Annotated in this window: 14 protein-coding genes; 11 read left to right on the top strand and 3 right to left on the bottom strand. The window is 57.9% G+C overall.

The window, feature by feature from the left end:
* The first annotated feature begins 121 nt into the window (after positions 1-121).
* The 10 genes from dksA (at position 122) to pgi (ending at position 12,131) form a co-directional block, all read left to right on the top strand.
* Entirely contained in the window at positions 122-562 is a 441-nt protein-coding gene (gene dksA, locus QPL95_RS07460) for an RNA polymerase-binding protein DksA (protein ID WP_303290356.1), read from the top strand.
* A 47-nt stretch (positions 563-609) separates the two neighbouring features.
* Entirely contained in the window at positions 610-1,527 is a 918-nt protein-coding gene (gene gluQRS / locus QPL95_RS07455; protein WP_303290355.1) for a tRNA glutamyl-Q(34) synthetase GluQRS, read from the top strand.
* A gap of 4 nt (positions 1,528-1,531) precedes the next feature.
* On the top strand, positions 1,532-1,708 hold the full coding sequence (locus QPL95_RS07450; RefSeq protein ID WP_303290354.1) for a hypothetical protein: 177 nt from the start codon (positions 1,532-1,534) through the stop codon (positions 1,706-1,708).
* On the top strand, positions 1,698-4,658 hold the full coding sequence (locus QPL95_RS07445) for a sensor histidine kinase (RefSeq protein ID WP_303290353.1): 2,961 nt from the start codon (positions 1,698-1,700) through the stop codon (positions 4,656-4,658). The genes QPL95_RS07450 and QPL95_RS07445 overlap by 11 nt, the downstream gene beginning before the upstream one ends.
* A 7-nt stretch (positions 4,659-4,665) precedes the next feature.
* Positions 4,666-6,069, top strand: a complete 1,404-nt coding sequence (locus QPL95_RS07440) for a sigma-54 dependent transcriptional regulator (RefSeq protein WP_303290352.1) — start codon at positions 4,666-4,668, stop codon at positions 6,067-6,069.
* Between the two features lie 715 nt (positions 6,070-6,784).
* Positions 6,785-8,155 carry a polynucleotide adenylyltransferase PcnB gene (gene pcnB, locus QPL95_RS07435; protein ID WP_303290351.1) on the top strand — a complete coding sequence of 457 codons (1,371 nt, stop codon included), beginning with the start codon at positions 6,785-6,787 and terminating at the stop codon, positions 8,153-8,155.
* A complete protein-coding gene (folK, locus tag QPL95_RS07430; protein WP_303290350.1) occupies positions 8,152-8,652 on the top strand; it encodes a 2-amino-4-hydroxy-6-hydroxymethyldihydropteridine diphosphokinase in 501 nt (166 codons plus the stop codon). Before pcnB ends, folK (QPL95_RS07430) begins: the two co-directional genes overlap by 4 nt.
* Positions 8,653-8,776: 124 nt before the next feature.
* Positions 8,777-9,571: a 3-methyl-2-oxobutanoate hydroxymethyltransferase gene (gene panB / locus QPL95_RS07425; protein ID WP_303290349.1), complete on the top strand. Its 795-nt coding sequence runs from the start codon at positions 8,777-8,779 to the stop codon at positions 9,569-9,571.
* Positions 9,568-10,416, top strand: a complete 849-nt coding sequence (gene panC, locus QPL95_RS07420) for a pantoate--beta-alanine ligase (protein WP_303290348.1) — start codon at positions 9,568-9,570, stop codon at positions 10,414-10,416. Before panB ends, panC begins: the two co-directional genes overlap by 4 nt.
* A gap of 53 nt (positions 10,417-10,469) precedes the next feature.
* Complete coding sequence (gene pgi / locus QPL95_RS07415; protein WP_303290347.1) at positions 10,470-12,131, top strand: glucose-6-phosphate isomerase; 1,662 nt, start codon at positions 10,470-10,472, stop codon at positions 12,129-12,131.
* On the opposite strand, the gene folK (QPL95_RS07410) is transcribed toward pgi, so the two are convergent.
* Both folK (QPL95_RS07410) and folB read right to left on the bottom strand, forming a co-directional pair.
* A complete protein-coding gene (gene folK / locus QPL95_RS07410; RefSeq protein WP_303290346.1) occupies positions 12,114-12,629 on the bottom strand; it encodes a 2-amino-4-hydroxy-6-hydroxymethyldihydropteridine diphosphokinase in 516 nt (171 codons plus the stop codon). The genes pgi and folK (QPL95_RS07410) overlap by 18 nt on opposite strands.
* Positions 12,626-12,985 carry a dihydroneopterin aldolase gene (folB, locus tag QPL95_RS07405; RefSeq protein ID WP_303290345.1) on the bottom strand — a complete coding sequence of 120 codons (360 nt, stop codon included), beginning with the start codon at positions 12,983-12,985 and terminating at the stop codon, positions 12,626-12,628. The genes folK (QPL95_RS07410) and folB overlap by 4 nt, the downstream gene beginning before the upstream one ends.
* A 143-nt stretch (positions 12,986-13,128) precedes the next feature.
* Between folB and plsY the strand changes: the two genes are divergently transcribed.
* The gene (gene plsY / locus QPL95_RS07400; protein ID WP_303290344.1) at positions 13,129-13,722 is read left to right on the top strand and encodes a glycerol-3-phosphate 1-O-acyltransferase PlsY; all 594 of its coding nucleotides are present in this window, start codon (positions 13,129-13,131) and stop codon (positions 13,720-13,722) included.
* Positions 13,723-13,727: 5 nt separating this feature from the next.
* Here the strand turns inward: plsY and tsaD are convergent, their stop codons facing one another.
* Positions 13,728-14,783 carry a tRNA (adenosine(37)-N6)-threonylcarbamoyltransferase complex transferase subunit TsaD gene (gene tsaD / locus QPL95_RS07395; RefSeq protein ID WP_303290343.1) on the bottom strand — a complete coding sequence of 352 codons (1,056 nt, stop codon included), beginning with the start codon at positions 14,781-14,783 and terminating at the stop codon, positions 13,728-13,730.
* Between the last annotated feature and the right edge of the window lie 224 nt (positions 14,784-15,007).

The following is a 15,007-nucleotide window of genomic DNA, read 5'->3' as shown; positions in this document are numbered from 1 at the left end:
TTATCTGCTATTTTCCGCAAATTCCCATTTCAGGACGCCAGGGTAAAACCGCTCAGCAACGCTGCTGACACGGTATAAACAAAGCGTTCTTGTAGAAGTACAAACAAGAGGCCAGGGCTCAATGGCAAAGACTGCACAAGCACAACGCGAAAGCTTTACCAACTTCACCCCTTACGAAATGAAAAAGGGTGAAGAATATATGAGCGCAGACATGCTGCAGCACTTCAAGGAACTGCTTCTGAAGTGGAAGCAGGAGCTGATGGAAGAAGTGGATCGCACCATGCACCACATGCAGGAAGATGCCGCAAATTACGCGGATCCAAGCGATCGCGCAACCCAGGAAGAAGAGTTCAGCCTTGAGCTGCGCACCCGGGATCGCGAGCGCAAACTGATCAAAAAGATCGATAAAACCATCGATCGTATCGACAAAGATGACTACGGTTTTTGTGATCAGTGCGGCGTAGAAATCGGCACCCGCCGACTGGAAGCCCGCCCGACTGCCACACTTTGCATCGACTGCAAGACACTGGCAGAAATTCGCGAGCGCCAGACTGGCATCTGACCCCTACCGATAGCCGGTGGCCCTTGCCGCCGGCTTGAAGAGTACCTATGGAGCACATCCGGTACCGCGGGCGTTTTGCGCCTTCCCCCACAGGCCCGTTGCATTTTGGCTCCCTTGTTACCGCCTTGGCCAGCTGGCTGGAGGCGCGCACATCGAGTGGCGACTGGCTGGTTCGCATAGAAGATCTTGACCCGTTAAGAGAACCCCCCGAGGCCACCGGCCAGATTCTTCGCTCGCTGGAAAGCCACGGCCTGCTCCCGGATGAGCCCGTGCGTTTTCAATCCCGGCGACACGGTGCCTACCAGGCCGCCATCGAACAACTTTTGCTGCAAAACAAAGCCTACCGGTGCGGCTGCTCCCGCAAACAGCTGCAAGCCAATCAGGGCCACCACCCGTTCCACTGCAGGACCAGCCCCCAGCCCCCGGGCAGCAGCCCCCACGCGATCCGTTTTGCCCTGGAGGATGAAAACAGCCACTGGCCTGATCTCCTTCTCGGTCCACAACAGCAGCAGGTACGCGCAGAGCTGGACGACCCTGTTATTCTGCGCAAGGAAGGTTTTTACGCCTACCAATTGGCTGTGGTGGTAGATGACATTGACCAGGGCATCACCCACGTTGTGCGCGGTTCCGATTTACTGGACATGACCGCGCAGCAACAACAAATTTTCCGGGCGCTCGGAGCCTGCGCCCCGCACTGGCTTCACATTCCGGTGATCACCAACGAGCAGGGCCAGAAGCTCAGCAAACAGACCCATGCACCCGCACTGGACGACACCCGGCCTTCCGGCAATCTCGTTCAGGCTCTGACGGCCCTTGGCCAGACACCGCCGCCCGGGCTGGAGGAAAGCCGGGTAGATGAAGTTCTGGAATGGGGCCGTACACATTGGCAAAGACACGCCATCCCACTGACATCCCGGCAGGCCCGTGGTATAACCCCCGGTACACAATTTCCTTCGGACCGCTAGCCTGATGTATATCTACCGTCTGGTTTTCCTGCTGGTGCTGGCCATCTACATTTTTTCTCCGAATATTCTGGATTGGTGGACATCACCGGACAACGCCTGGTATAGCCCGTTCGTGATCTGGGGCGGCCTGATCGCTATTGGTTTCTGGCTGGAATGGCGGCGAGACCCAAATGAGTTTTAGCGCCACCGGCCTGCTGCTGGCCAGCCTGCTGTACCTTATTCTTCTGTTCGGGATCGCCTGGACCACAGAACGGGGCACCCTGCTTCGCCGATGGGTTCGCCACCCACTGGTGTACACCCTGAGCCTGGGTGTTTATGCCGGAATCTGGGCAGTTTACGGCGCGGTTGGCATGGCCGCCGATTCGGGCTTTGGCTTTCTCGCCTACTATCTCGGCATCAGTGGTGCGTTTTTACTGGCGCCGGTGTTACTGAACCCCATACTCAGAATCGGCCGCGCCTATCAGTTGACCTCACTGGCGGACCTCTTCGCCTATCGCTATCGAAGCCAGTGGGCCGGCACCCTGGTCACATTGTGCTCGGCCGCCGCGATACTGGCCCTGCTGAGCATGCAGATCCAGGCCGTGGCCAAGTCTGCCAGCCTGCTGGCGCCGGATACTCCCCCGAAAGTCATCAGTGTCATGTTCAGCCTCATTGTCGTGCTGTTCGCCATGCTGTTCGGTGCCAGACGGCAACAGAACTCTGGCCACCATCAGGGCCTGGTGCTGGCGATTGCCTTCGATTCCCTTGTCAAAGTCGCGGCACTGCTGGTGCTTGGAGGCGTCATCTTGTTCGGCGTATTCGGTGGAACCGAGGGCCTGGAACTCTGGCTGGCCGAAGGGTCACACCCGGAAGCCACCATGACCATGGCGATTGATGACGGCAGTTGGCGTGCGCTGCTTTTAATGTCGTTTGCGGCGGCCCTGGTACTGCCCCACATGTACCACATGACTTTCAGTGAAAACCCGTCACCCAGAGCCCTGGCCAAAGCCAGTTGGGGCCTGCCGCTCTATTTACTGCTGCTGGGCCTGCCTGTTCCCCTGATTGTCTGGGGCGGCCAGGCGCTGAACGTCAGCGTACCGCCCGCGTTTTTCAGCATCGGTGTAGCTCAGGCCCTGGACAGCCCGGCACTGACTCTGCTCATGTACATTGCCGGCCTTTCGGCCGCCAGCGGCTTAATGATCGTAAGCACCCTCGCACTGGCGGGCATGGTGCTGAACCATGTCGTGCTTCCGCTTAAAACACCCAAAGATCAGGGTGACATCTATCGATGGCTGCAGTGGGTCAAACGATTACTGATTGCCGTCATCCTGTTTCTCGCATTGCTGTTCCATGAAACCATCGGCCAACATCTGGACCTCTCGATCCTTGGTGCGATTTCACTGACCGGGACGCTTCAGCTGTTGCCAGGAGCCCTGGGTGTTATCTATTGGCCGGAGGGCAACCGGCGCGGCCTGATAGCCGGACTGCTTACCGGACTATCGATCTGGTTACTGACCCTCGTTCTCCCTTTTTCCTATACGCTCGACTTGTTGTCGCTACTTGGGCTACCCATTACCGCAGGCTACGACAACTGGCATCTGCTGACCTTCATCAGCCTTACGGCAAACATTACGGTGTTCGCCCTGGTATCGATACTGAGCCCGGCGTCCGCAGAAGAAACCAATGCCGCCCAAGCCTGTTCGCTCGGGGCATTGTCGCGACCGCAGCGCCGCGAACTTCTTGCAGCCTCTTCCAATGACTTCATCCATCAGTTGGCCGACCCCCTGGGCAATAACGTATCCCGCCGGGAAGTGGATCGGGCTCTACAACAGCTCAAATTGCCCAACGTGGAATTCAGACCCTATCAGCTACGGCGTTTGCGAGATCAGATTGAAATCAACCTATCGGGCCTGCTGGGCCCATCGGTTGCCCGGGACATTGTAAAGCGACACCTGGGCTTCAAGCCCATGACCCACGGCGGCACCGGCCAGGACATCCGCTATGTAGAGCGGGCCCTTGGGGATTACCAGAACCAGCTCACAGGCCTTGCCGGCGAGCTGGACAATCTGCGCCGGCACTACCGGCAAACCCTGCAAAACCTGCCCATTCCAGCGTGCTCCGTCGGCGAAGACGGCGAGATCCTGATGTGGAACCATGCCATGGAAGCGCTGACCGGCATTTCGGCAGACGAGGTGGTGGGCGCAAAGCTGATGGCACTGCCTGAGCACTGGCACGCATTGCTGGACGATTTCAACCTGGGCGGCGACCTTCATCGCTACAAGCACCGGCTGGATCTGCGAGGCAAACCCCACTGGCTGAACCTGCACAAAGCTGCGTTGAACGGGCCGGACCACGCCGAAGGCGGCTCCATTATTCTGGTTGAAGATCAAACCGAAACCCGACTGCTTGAAGATGAGCTGATGCACAGCGAGCGCCTTGCGTCCGTCGGCCGACTGGCTGCCGGGGTGGCACACGAAATTGGCAACCCAGTGACCGGCATATCCTCTCTGGCCCAAAACCTGAAGCTGGAAACCGATGACCCGGGCATCCTCGAAACGGCCGATCAGATCCAGCAACAAACACGGCGAATCTCGGCCATTCTTCAGTCGCTGATGAATTTTGCCCGTACCGGCAACCATGCCCACGCCAACCGCTATGAGCCGGTCAGCATTCACCGGTGCGTGGAAGAGTCCATCAACCTGCTTTCGCTCAGTGACCGGAACATGGGCATCCAGTACCGGAATGAATGCCCACCCAACCTCCAGGTGCTGGGCGATGAGCAGCGGTTGGTGCAGGTATTTGTTAACCTCCTGGCCAATGCCCGCGATGCCTCACCGGATGGGGGGACCATCCGGGTCAGTGGAAACGACGATGGCTACTCCGCTATCATCGAGGTGATTGACGAAGGCTCAGGCATTCCTCCAGAGCAACTGGATCACATTTTCGAGCCGTTCTACACCACCAAGGCACCGAACAAAGGCACAGGACTTGGCCTCTCCCTGGTGTACAGCATCGTTGAAGAACACTATGGAAACATTCAGGTTGAAAGCCCCGCTGACAAGACACGTGATCGGGGAACCTGCATGAGACTACGCCTGCCAGCTTACGAGCCTGATACCGATACCGGCAGCAGCCCGAACGAAAGGTCGTGAACGCAATATGCCCCGCATTCTGATTGTTGAAGACGAAGACATTATTCGCTCCGCCGTGCGAAAACTGCTCCAGCACGCCGGTTATGAAGTCGCTGACGCGGTTTCCGTGGAGGAAGCCGAAGGGCTCGAGCCCGACGGTTTCGATCTGGTCATCACCGACCTCCGACTGCCTGGCGCTGCCGGCACCGAAATGATCAATCGGGCTCCCAACACCCCGGTTCTGATTATGACCAGCTATGCCAGCCTGCGCTCGGCGGTGGATTCCATGAAAATGGGCGCGGTGGACTACATCGCCAAACCCTTCGACCATGATGAAATGCTCGCCGCCGTTGAAAACATCCTCGCCCGGAAAGACAGCGACGCCGACCGGCAGAACGGTGATGAACCGTCCAGGGAAACTGGCTCAGTCGCATCGGACCCGTCTGCCATCATGTTTGGCCAGTGCGAACCGATGCAAAAGGTCTTTACACTCATTCGTAAAGTCGCCCCCACTGAAACCACCGTCTTGATTAACGGTGAATCCGGCACCGGTAAAGAACTTGCCGCCAGGGCATTGCATCTGCTCAGCCCCAGGGCCACCAAACCCCTGATCTCTGTAAACTGTGCTGCCATCCCGGAAAGCCTGATCGAGTCGGAGTTGTTTGGTCACGAAAAAGGGTCGTTTACAGGCGCGGTTTCCGCGCGCACCGGGCTAATTGAAGCCGCAGACGGCGGCAGCCTCTTTCTGGACGAAATCGGCGAGCTCCCTGCAGAAGCGCAGGCCCGTTTGCTCCGCGTGCTGCAGGAAAGTGAAATCCGAAAGGTGGGGGCTACCCAGAGCCGCAAGGTGGATGTTCGCATGATTGCCGCCACCCACCGAAACCTTAAGGCCATGACTCGCACGGGCGAATTCCGCGAAGACCTTTATTACCGGTTGAACGTTATGCAGATTCGCCTGCCCCCCCTTCGAGAGCGCCGGGCCGACATTTTAGGCCTGGCGAGCCGCTTTCTAAAGCGGCAGGCCAACAAGTTGGGCAGACCGGAACTCAGCCTGAGCCCGGAAGCCATGCAGGCCCTGGAACGCCACCGCTGGCCGGGCAACGTCCGGGAGCTCGAGAATGCCATCGAACGCGCGTCCATTCTGACTGACGGTGACATTATAACTCCCTCCGTTCTAGACCTGGACAGCGACTCTGGCGACGAATACATCCCCGAAACGCTGGTAGAGGGCGATAACGAGCAAACCCCCGCCCGGGATCCGGATTCAGCCAACGACTTGTCGCTGGAAGATTACTTCCAGCACTTTGTGCTCGAGAACCAGGACCGCATGAGCGAAACGGAGCTGGCCCAAAAACTTGGCATCAGCCGGAAATCTCTCTGGGAACGAAGACAGCGCCTGGGCATTCCCCGCAAGAAAACATCAGGAACCTGACCAAAAGATGAACCCGGAATCATTTGTTACCGCATGTTCCTCACGGTAACACTTTCCGGAACGGTAACGTGATACGGGTAACACTTTCGGCGAATACGGGGTAACACTTATTACTGACAAATCCGTAACTCACTGTTAACCAAAGACTTACCAAAACTGGCACAAGCTCTGCACTCTTATTAGCGCACGACAACAAAAACAAAAGTGACAACGCAGCGTCAAAACAAAAACAAAAACAAAAAGCTGCACGAGCGTCCACCAACAAAAACAAAAACTGGACGCAAGCGAACTGAGTGTTTTGGGTGCTATGTTTTTTAGTGGTCCCACAGCATGTGCGAGTTGTAGATGTGGAGAAGAATCGTCTTACAGGCGACGCTACACCTGCTTTGAAAGCCCGCACCATGTTTCTGACTACTCACTGTATTCAAAGCTTTCCGTTTGCGTTGCTTACAGCCCTTATCTTGGGGCGCACGGTGGGGATAAAAGAATCAGAACAATCCCGGCAACAACAAAAATAATGCAGATCGTCAACGCTTTCAGGGCGGGTTCGTGAAAACGAATCCGCCTTTTGATTTATGGCCCAAACAAAAGCCCCAGCTGGCACGAAACTCGCCCTCAATATCTGTATTTAGCCGCCTAATATCAGCCAAACATGTGCAATTCCTGCGCAAACCGTTAAAATCCCTCTTTTTGCGCTCTGCAAACACGGAATTCCATGCCTAAACGACTTGTAGAAAAACTCCGCTCTTTCATGCCCGGCAACGGGAAAAAGAAAGCCAGACACTACCAGCGGCAAGAGATCCCCAGGGATCAACACAACGTATCCCGCTCGATGATCAGCGAGCCGGCCAAGAAGGTTCTGCACCGACTGAACAAGTCTGGTTACGAAGCCTACCTGGTAGGTGGCGGCGTGCGCGATATTGTGTTGGGCGGCAAGCCCAAAGATTTCGACATTGCCACCAACGCCACCCCCGAAGAAGTACACGACCTGTTCCGCAACTCCAGGTTGATTGGCCGCCGTTTCCGCATCGTGCATGTTGTCTTTGGCCGGGAAGTCATCGAGGTAACGACCTTCCGGGGCAACGCCCTTACGTCAGACGATGTCCCGGCTGACGACGAGCACAAAACCAGTGAACACGGCTTACTGCTTCGGGATAACGTTTACGGCAACCTGGAAGAAGACGCCCTGCGGCGCGACTTCACCATTAACGCGCTGTACTACTGCATCCGCGATTTCACCATCATTGACTTCGCCAATGGCATGCAGGACCTCAAAAACCGGCAGATCCGCCTGATCGGAGACCCTGAAACCCGTTACCGTGAAGACCCGGTACGCATGCTCAGGGCAGTAAGATTTGCAGCCAAACTGGGCTTCGAGATAGAGCGGGAAACCGAAGCGCCCATCCGGGACCTGGCCCCGCTACTGGGCCATATCCCCTCCGCCCGGCTGTTCGATGAAGTGCTCAAGCTGTTCTCTGCAGGCTATGGCGAAGCCACGTATCAGCTACTTCAGGATTACGGTTTGCTGACACTGCTGTTCCCGGAAACCGTCAAAGCCATTGACGCCGGCGAGTCCGACGAGCTCATCCGCCAGGCCTTGCGCAACACCGATGCACGCATAGCCCAGGGCAAATCCGTAACGCCCTACTTCCTGTTTGCCGCCATGCTGTGGCCGGCACTCCAGGCAGAATGGCGCCACCGACAGGATAATGGCGATCCGGTTCAGCCCGCGTTACACGGCGCTATCGGCAAGGTGATTGGTCGACAGGTGCAGGCCACATCGATACCCAAACGCTTTTCCGGCCCGATGAAGGAAATCTGGGAACTGCAGATTCGCCTCCCAAGACGCCAAGGCAAAAGGGCCTTCGCGACACTCACCCACCCCCGGTTTCGAGCGGCTTATGACTTCCTGCTGGTCCGGGAAGCGGCCGGCGAAATAGAGCCAGGACTGGGCGCGTGGTGGACAGAGTTCCAGAAAGTCGATGAGCGTGGTCAGGAGAAAATGCTCTCCCAACTCGGGTCAGCGACCGCACCTGGCAAGCGCCGCCGCAAGCGCAGCCCGGTTAAAAGGCCACCCCAGCAGTGACTGTTGTGGCGTATGTCGGCCTGGGCAGCAACCTGCAAGACCCCACCGCCCAGCTAGCCCGGGCGGTTATGGAACTGGCCCGGCTACCGGAAACCACGCTGCAGGCCCAGTCGCCGTTCTATGCCAGCCGCCCTGTCGGCCCGCAAGACCAGCCAGATTTCGTGAACGGGGCAGTGGCGCTGAGCACTAAGCTGCCCGCCCTGCAATTGCTCGACCACCTGCAAGCGATTGAGCAGGCCCATGGCAGAGAGCGAAAACAACACTGGGGCCCTCGCACTCTGGACCTGGATTTACTGCTGTATGGCCAGGAAGCCATCACACACGAACGGCTGACCGTGCCCCATGCCGAGCTGCCCAACCGGGACTTTGTGCTTCAGCCGCTGCTGGACCTCGCACCGGAACTTGCCCTGCCTGACGGCCGGCGCATCGACCAGCTGCGCACACAATGTCCGGACAATCATCTCAGAAAGCTGCCGCCGCTAATGCAGCGCGACTGAATCGCAGGATGCAACTCCATGCTACTCTTGTGTCAGATATACCCCGGCATTAATCTAATAGCACTCTGAATGCCGGAAGACCCCGGCTCATTACTGGCCCATCCACCCAAAAGGCAAGGATCTTATGGCGGTTACCATCAATACCCTGCGGGAATACAAGCAAAAGGGCGAAGCCTTCTCAGCGCTTACCTCTTACGATTCCACCTTTGCCCAGGTGGTCAGCGAAGCGGGCGTGGATGTAATCCTCATTGGTGACTCGCTCGGAATGGTACTCCAGGGCCATGACAGCACACTTCCAGTAACCATGGAGCACATGGTTTACCACACCAGCTGTGTCGCAAAAGGCAACCAGGGCGCCCTGATCATGGCCGACATGCCCTTTATGTCCTATGGCACCGTGGCTGATGCACTGGATAATGCGGCAGAGCTGATGCGAGCAGGCGCTCACATGGTGAAGCTGGAAGGCACAGACTGGATGAAAGACACCATCGAAGCCCTGAGTGAGCGTGGCGTACCCGTGTGCGCGCACCTGGGACTGACGCCACAGTTTGTGAACAAATTTGGCGGTTACAAGGTACAAGGCCGCGACGAAAAAGCAGCCGAGGCAATGATCGAGCACGCCTGTGAACTGGAAGCAGCGGGCGCAGATGTCATTCTTCTTGAGTGCGTACCCTCGCCCCTTGCTGCCCGCATCACCCAGGCAGTCAAAGCACCCGTCATTGGCATCGGCGCCGGGTCTGACACCGATGGCCAGGTATTGGTGCTGCACGACATGCTGGGCGTAACACCCGGCCGCAAACCACGTTTTGTGAAGAACTTCCTGGCAGAGACCAGCTCCATCCCGGAAGCCATCGCTGCCTATGCCAAAGCGGTCAAAGAGCGCTCATTCCCCGCCGAGGAGCATACGTTCAAGGCATGAGAACCGTACATTCGCTTAAAGAACTTCGCAGCATCCTGAGGGCCTACCGCCAACAGGGTAAAACCATTGCGCTGGTGCCCACTATGGGCAATCTGCATGAGGGCCATATATCGTTGGTGCGCAAGGCCACTGAGTCCGCTGACATTGTGGTGACCAGCATTTTCGTGAACCCCATGCAGTTCGGTGCCGGTGAAGACCTGGATACCTACCCCCGCACCCTGGCAGAAGATCAGGACCTGCTGGCGCCTGCGGGCAACACCCTGGTATTCGCACCCTCGGTATCGGAAATCTACCCCGAAGGCCTGGCCAACCAAACCAAAGTGGTCGTTCCGGAGGTCAGTGATGGCCACTGTGGTGCCAGCCGGCCCGGTCACTTTGAAGGTGTCGCAACGGTGGTCACCATGCTGTTCAACATGGTGCAGCCGGACATCGCCTTTTTTGGCGAAAAAGATTTTCAACAGCTCGCAGTGATTCGCAAAATGACCCGCGACCTGATGATGCCGATCGAAATCGTTGGGGCTCCCACCGTGCGGGAGGAAGACGGCCTCGCCAAAAGTTCCCGCAACGGATACCTGTCGGGTGAAGAGCGGCGCATTGCCCCCGTAGTGCATCAGGTGCTTACCAGTGTCGCCACTCAGGTAGAAAAAGGCCGCTCCGATTTCCTGTCGCTTGAACAGGAAGCAAAAGAGGCCCTGACCAGCGCCGGCCTTCGCCCTGACTACTTCAATATTGTGAACAGCCTGACCCTGAAGCCTGCAGCGGAAACCGACAAAGAATTTACTCTGCTGGTAGCGGCTTTCCTGGGCACTACCCGGTTGATCGACAACGTCTCGGTAACGCGCTAAACGACAATGCTACTCGGGCCCGAGAAGCCATATTGAAAAGAAGGGACACACTGATGCCAGACAATCCGGCACCACTGACGCACAAGCCTGAATGGCAAGCGTTGACCCGGCACAGGGATGAACTGGCCGGCCTGGCCATGCGTGACCTGTTCCGCGAGGACCCCCAGCGCGCTCAGCGTTATCTGATCAAAGGCGCTGGGCTGACTCTGGATTTTTCACGCAACCGGCTGACTGACGAAACCCTGAACGCGCTCGCCAATCTCGCCCGGGTTTGCGGCCTGGAGCAGCGCACGGCCGACCTGTTCAACGGAAACACCGTCAACATCACCGAAAACCGGCCCGCCCTGCACACCGCATTACGCCAACCGGCAGGCTCAAGGGTACTGGTCAACGGCACAGACATCATTCCGGAAGTGCATGCCACACTGGCACGAATGGATACACTCGTCAGCGAAATCCAGTGCGGCACAAGGGTCGGGCACACCGGCAAGCCCTTCACGGACGTAGTCAGCATCGGCATCGGCGGCTCCTTCCTCGGCCCCAAGCTGGCTGTAGCGGCATTGAAACCCTACTGGCAGGGCAACCTGCGCTGTCATTTCGTGGCCAATATCGATGGCACCGACATCACCGAAACGCTGGCGCAACTGAACCCGGAAACCACGCTCTTTCTCGTTCAGTCAAAGTCCTTCCGAACTCAGGAAACCCTTGAAAACAGCCTGGTCGCAAGGCAGTGGTTCCTTACGCACGGTGGTCGTGAAAGCGCCGTGGCCGACCACTTTCTGGCAGTCACCGCCAACGTAGCGGCTGCCCAGGAATTTGGCATGGCTCCGGAAAACATTTTTCCGATGTGGGACTGGGTTGGCGGGCGCTATTCTTTGTGGTCTGCCATCGGCCTGCCTATTGCGTTGATGCTGGGCGCCGACAACTTCCGAGCCTTGCTGGCCGGCGCCCATGCCATGGACTGCCATTTCCGGGATACCCCGGCCGAGCAGAACCTGCCGGTGGTGATGGCCATGCTCAGCATCTGGAACAACAATTTCTGGGGTGCCGAAAGTCACGCGGTTCTGCCTTACGACGAGTACCTGAAGCACCTGCCCGAGCACCTGCAGCAACTGGACATGGAAAGCAATGGCAAGCAGGTGACCCAACAGGGGGTGCCAGTCGACTACCAGACTGGCGCCGTGCTCTGGGGAGGCGTTGGCGCCAATGGCCAACACGCCTATCACCAGTTACTGCACCAGGGCACCCGTTTGATTCCAGCGGATTTCATCATCCCCCTCAAATCCCACAATCCAGTGGAAAACCACCATGCAGCCCTGTTTGCTAACTGCCTGAGCCAGGCAAGGGCCATGATGACCGGCAAAACTGAAGCAGAAGCCGTCCGGGAACTGGTCAACAGCGGCATGGACAGGCCCAACGCCGAGGCGCTGGCACCGCACAAGGCCATCCCCGGCAACAAGCCCAGCAACATACTGCTGATGGAAAAGCTGACACCGGAAGCTCTGGGCGCACTGATTGCGCTGTATGAGCATCGCACTTTTGTGCAAAGCGTTATCTGGGATGTGGACTGTTTTGACCAGTGGGGAGTGGAGCTGGGCAAGCAAATGGGCAATGAAATCCTACCCCGCCTGCTGGGCGACGAGAACAGTGGCACCTCAGACGACAGCGCAACGGACCAACTGATCAACTTGTTCCGGTCAGCGCATCACGCTTGAAATCTGGCGACCATTCCAGACGAAATCCACCGGCCAGAGCTTCTGGTCGGTGGCGTAATCCTGCCAAAGCTTTTGGTAACGTTCACAGACGACCGGGTGACATTCCTGCGGCGCAATGTCTGCCAGCGGCCTCAGGACAAACGCATTTTTGAGAACATCCTCACGGGGCAGCGCCACACCGGCAACCAATCCAACGGCATCTCCGTAGGTCAGAATGTCCAGATCCAGGGTACGCGGGCTAAACCTGGGCGCCTCCGGTTCTCTGCCACAATCAAGTTCTAACTGCTTCAACTGCCGGGATAGCGCCGCCAAGGGGAGCTCCGTGCTGAAACCGACGACCAAATTCAGAAAGTTCGAGCCGGCAAATCCGACCGGTTCGCTCTCGTACACGGGAGAAATATCCAGCTCACCAAACCAGCCTTGCAACGCATCCAGGGCCATACCCACGTGCCGGTATCGTTCAACATTGCTGCCAATGCTGAGGTACACCCTGGTCATGTACGCCGGCCCCGCTCAATACGCACTCCCACGGAGTTTGCCGCGGGAACCGCACCCGGCTTTCTGAGCGTCAGCCGAAGCCAGCCCACGCCGAATTCCTGCTGCAGCATACGGGCAACTTCCTCGGCCGCCGTTTCCAGAAGCTGTGGTTCCAGCTCCTGAAGGCACCGGCCAACCCGATCGCTCACCGCAGCGTAATCCAACGCATCGGCCACGTTATCACTGGCGGCCGGCACCCGGTTATCCCAGGCCATTTCCAGATCCACCAGGAGACGCTGAGTCACCTCTCGCTCCCAGTCAAACACGCCGATGACGGCTTCCACCGCCAGGCCTTCGATGAGCACAACATCTGTCAAACCAGACTCCCTAGCCTTCCACTCTTGGCTGATTGAATAATGCACAGGCAAGCGATACTGTGGCAGATTGCCTGTTCGCCTGATTTCGGGGCGGGCATTTTCTCACAGAACGCCCAACGGCGTCTTCGCTGCTGTGAACCACTATGGACCTGACCAACCATCCGATTCTGACAGTGCTGCTGTGCTTTGGGGCGTATCTTGCCGGGTCAGTGTTGTTTGCGATTCCAGTGTGCCGGGCCTGGCACCTGCCAGACCCCCGAGCTTTAGGGTCGGGCAACCCCGGCGCCACCAACGTGTATCGGGCCGGGGGCTGGAAGCCGGCACTGACCACTTTGGTACTGGATGCCTTCAAGGGCTGGTTGCCGGTATGGCTCGCTCACCTGGCGGGCATGTCCATCCTGGTTCAGGCGATGGTTGCCCTGTGCGCCGTCACCGGCCACATGATTCCTGTATTTTTTCGATTCAAGGGCGGGAAAGGGGTAGCAACTGCTCTGGGCGCCGGGCTGGCACTGGCGCCGCTGACCACACTGATCATGGCCTGCGTGTGGGCGGTCATTATGTGGCGCTGGAGAATTTCTGCGCTGGCATCGCTGGTCGCTATCGGTTGCGGCCCCATCATCAGTGCCATTCTCGAACCGAACACCTTACCCCTGTTTGGTCTGCTGACGTTATTGATTGTCGTACGCCACCGAAACAATCTGATCCGCCTGGCGCAGGGCCGCGAAACCGGTCTCTGATAACGTCAGTCAACCAGACCGTTGGCACGAGGCTCACTCACCGCCGGCAAGGTGTTCATCGGCCAGCGAGGTACCGACACAATGCGCTCCCCATCCTTCTGCCCCATTTTTAACCGCTGCGCGCCTGCGTAGGCAATCATCGCACCATTATCGGTGCAGAATTCCGGGCGGGCGTAGAAAACCGAGCCACTAAGCTTGGCGGCCATATTCTCCAACCCTGCCCGCAAGCGCTTGTTGGCGCTGACACCACCGGCAATGACCAGGCGCTTACAGCCGGTCTGTTCGAGTGCACGGCGACACTTGATTGTCAGGGTATCCACCACCGCCGTCTCAAAAGCCAGGGCAATATCTGCCCTGACCTGATCGTTGAAGGTACCGCTGTCTTTGGCGTCATTCACGGTGTTCAGGGTATAGGTTTTCAGGCCGCTGAAGCTGAAATCCAACCCCGGACGGTCGGTCATTGGGCGGGGGAACCGATAAATCCCCTCCCGGCCTTTTTCCGCCAGCGCGGCCACCCTCGGCCCCCCCGGATAATCCAGACCCAGCATCTTGGCGGTCTTATCGAAGGCTTCACCGGCAGCGTCATCCACGGACTCGCCCAGCATTTCATATTCGCCAATGCCATCCACCCGCACCAACTGGGTATGGCCACCGGACACCAGCAAAGCAACGAACGGAAAAGCCGGTGGATTCTCTTCCAGCATGGGCGCCAGCAAGTGCCCTTCCATGTGGTGAACCCCCAGCACGGGAATCCCCAGCGCGAACCCGAGGGCATGAGCCACAGAGCCACCCACCATCAAGGCCCCGATCAGCCCGGGGCCTGCTGTATAGGCAATGCCTTCGATGTCTGCACGCACTTTGCCGGCATCTGCCAACACCTGATCACACAGCGGCAACAGCTTGCGCACGTGATCGCGCGACGCCAGTTCAGGCACCACGCCACCGTAATCCGCATGCATCTCAATCTGGCTGAACAGAGCGTGAGCCAGCAACCCCTGGCGCTCGTCGAACAAGGCGACACCGGTTTCATCGCAGGAGGTTTCAATACCAAGAATCAGCATAGTCAGGCCGCTTAAACAGAGGGTGTAAAATGAACCGGCGCCATTTTAGCAGAAACCCGAAAGCCTCCGGCAGTTTCGTTGAACAATGATTGACCTTAACCCGCTCAGCCGTTATCATTGCCGCCCTAAATTATGCACTGGTCGAGTTATAGCCAATCTGACCAGGGATCGAGCCGCAAGGATTCATTCCGGCGGAACAATTTGAAACCGAATCTATCAGGTAG

This window comes from Marinobacter sp. SS5-14b (assembly GCF_030541005.1).
In the GTDB taxonomy this organism is placed as follows: domain Bacteria; phylum Pseudomonadota; class Gammaproteobacteria; order Pseudomonadales; family Oleiphilaceae; genus Marinobacter.
This window is presented reverse-complemented; position numbering and strand designations above follow the sequence as displayed.

Bases quoted from the DNA above. Each gene is read 5' to 3' on its own strand.
- plsY (WP_303290344.1), top strand. From the start codon at position 13,129: ATGGACCTGACCAACCATCCGATTCTGACAGTGCTGCTGTGCTTTGGG.
- pgi (WP_303290347.1), top strand. From the start codon at position 10,470: ATGCCAGACAATCCGGCACCACTGACGCACAAGCCTGAATGGCAAGCG.
- panB (WP_303290349.1), top strand. From the start codon at position 8,777: ATGGCGGTTACCATCAATACCCTGCGGGAATACAAGCAAAAGGGCGAA.
- dksA (WP_303290356.1), top strand. From the start codon at position 122: ATGGCAAAGACTGCACAAGCACAACGCGAAAGCTTTACCAACTTCACC.
- pcnB (WP_303290351.1), top strand. From the start codon at position 6,785: ATGCCTAAACGACTTGTAGAAAAACTCCGCTCTTTCATGCCCGGCAAC.
- QPL95_RS07445 (WP_303290353.1), top strand. From the start codon at position 1,698: ATGAGTTTTAGCGCCACCGGCCTGCTGCTGGCCAGCCTGCTGTACCTT.
- tsaD (WP_303290343.1), bottom strand. From the start codon at position 14,783: ATGCTGATTCTTGGTATTGAAACCTCCTGCGATGAAACCGGTGTCGCC.
- gluQRS (WP_303290355.1), top strand. From the start codon at position 610: ATGGAGCACATCCGGTACCGCGGGCGTTTTGCGCCTTCCCCCACAGGC.
- panC (WP_303290348.1), top strand. From the start codon at position 9,568: ATGAGAACCGTACATTCGCTTAAAGAACTTCGCAGCATCCTGAGGGCC.
- QPL95_RS07450 (WP_303290354.1), top strand. From the start codon at position 1,532: ATGTATATCTACCGTCTGGTTTTCCTGCTGGTGCTGGCCATCTACATT.
- folK (WP_303290346.1), bottom strand. From the start codon at position 12,629: ATGACCAGGGTGTACCTCAGCATTGGCAGCAATGTTGAACGATACCGG.
- QPL95_RS07440 (WP_303290352.1), top strand. From the start codon at position 4,666: ATGCCCCGCATTCTGATTGTTGAAGACGAAGACATTATTCGCTCCGCC.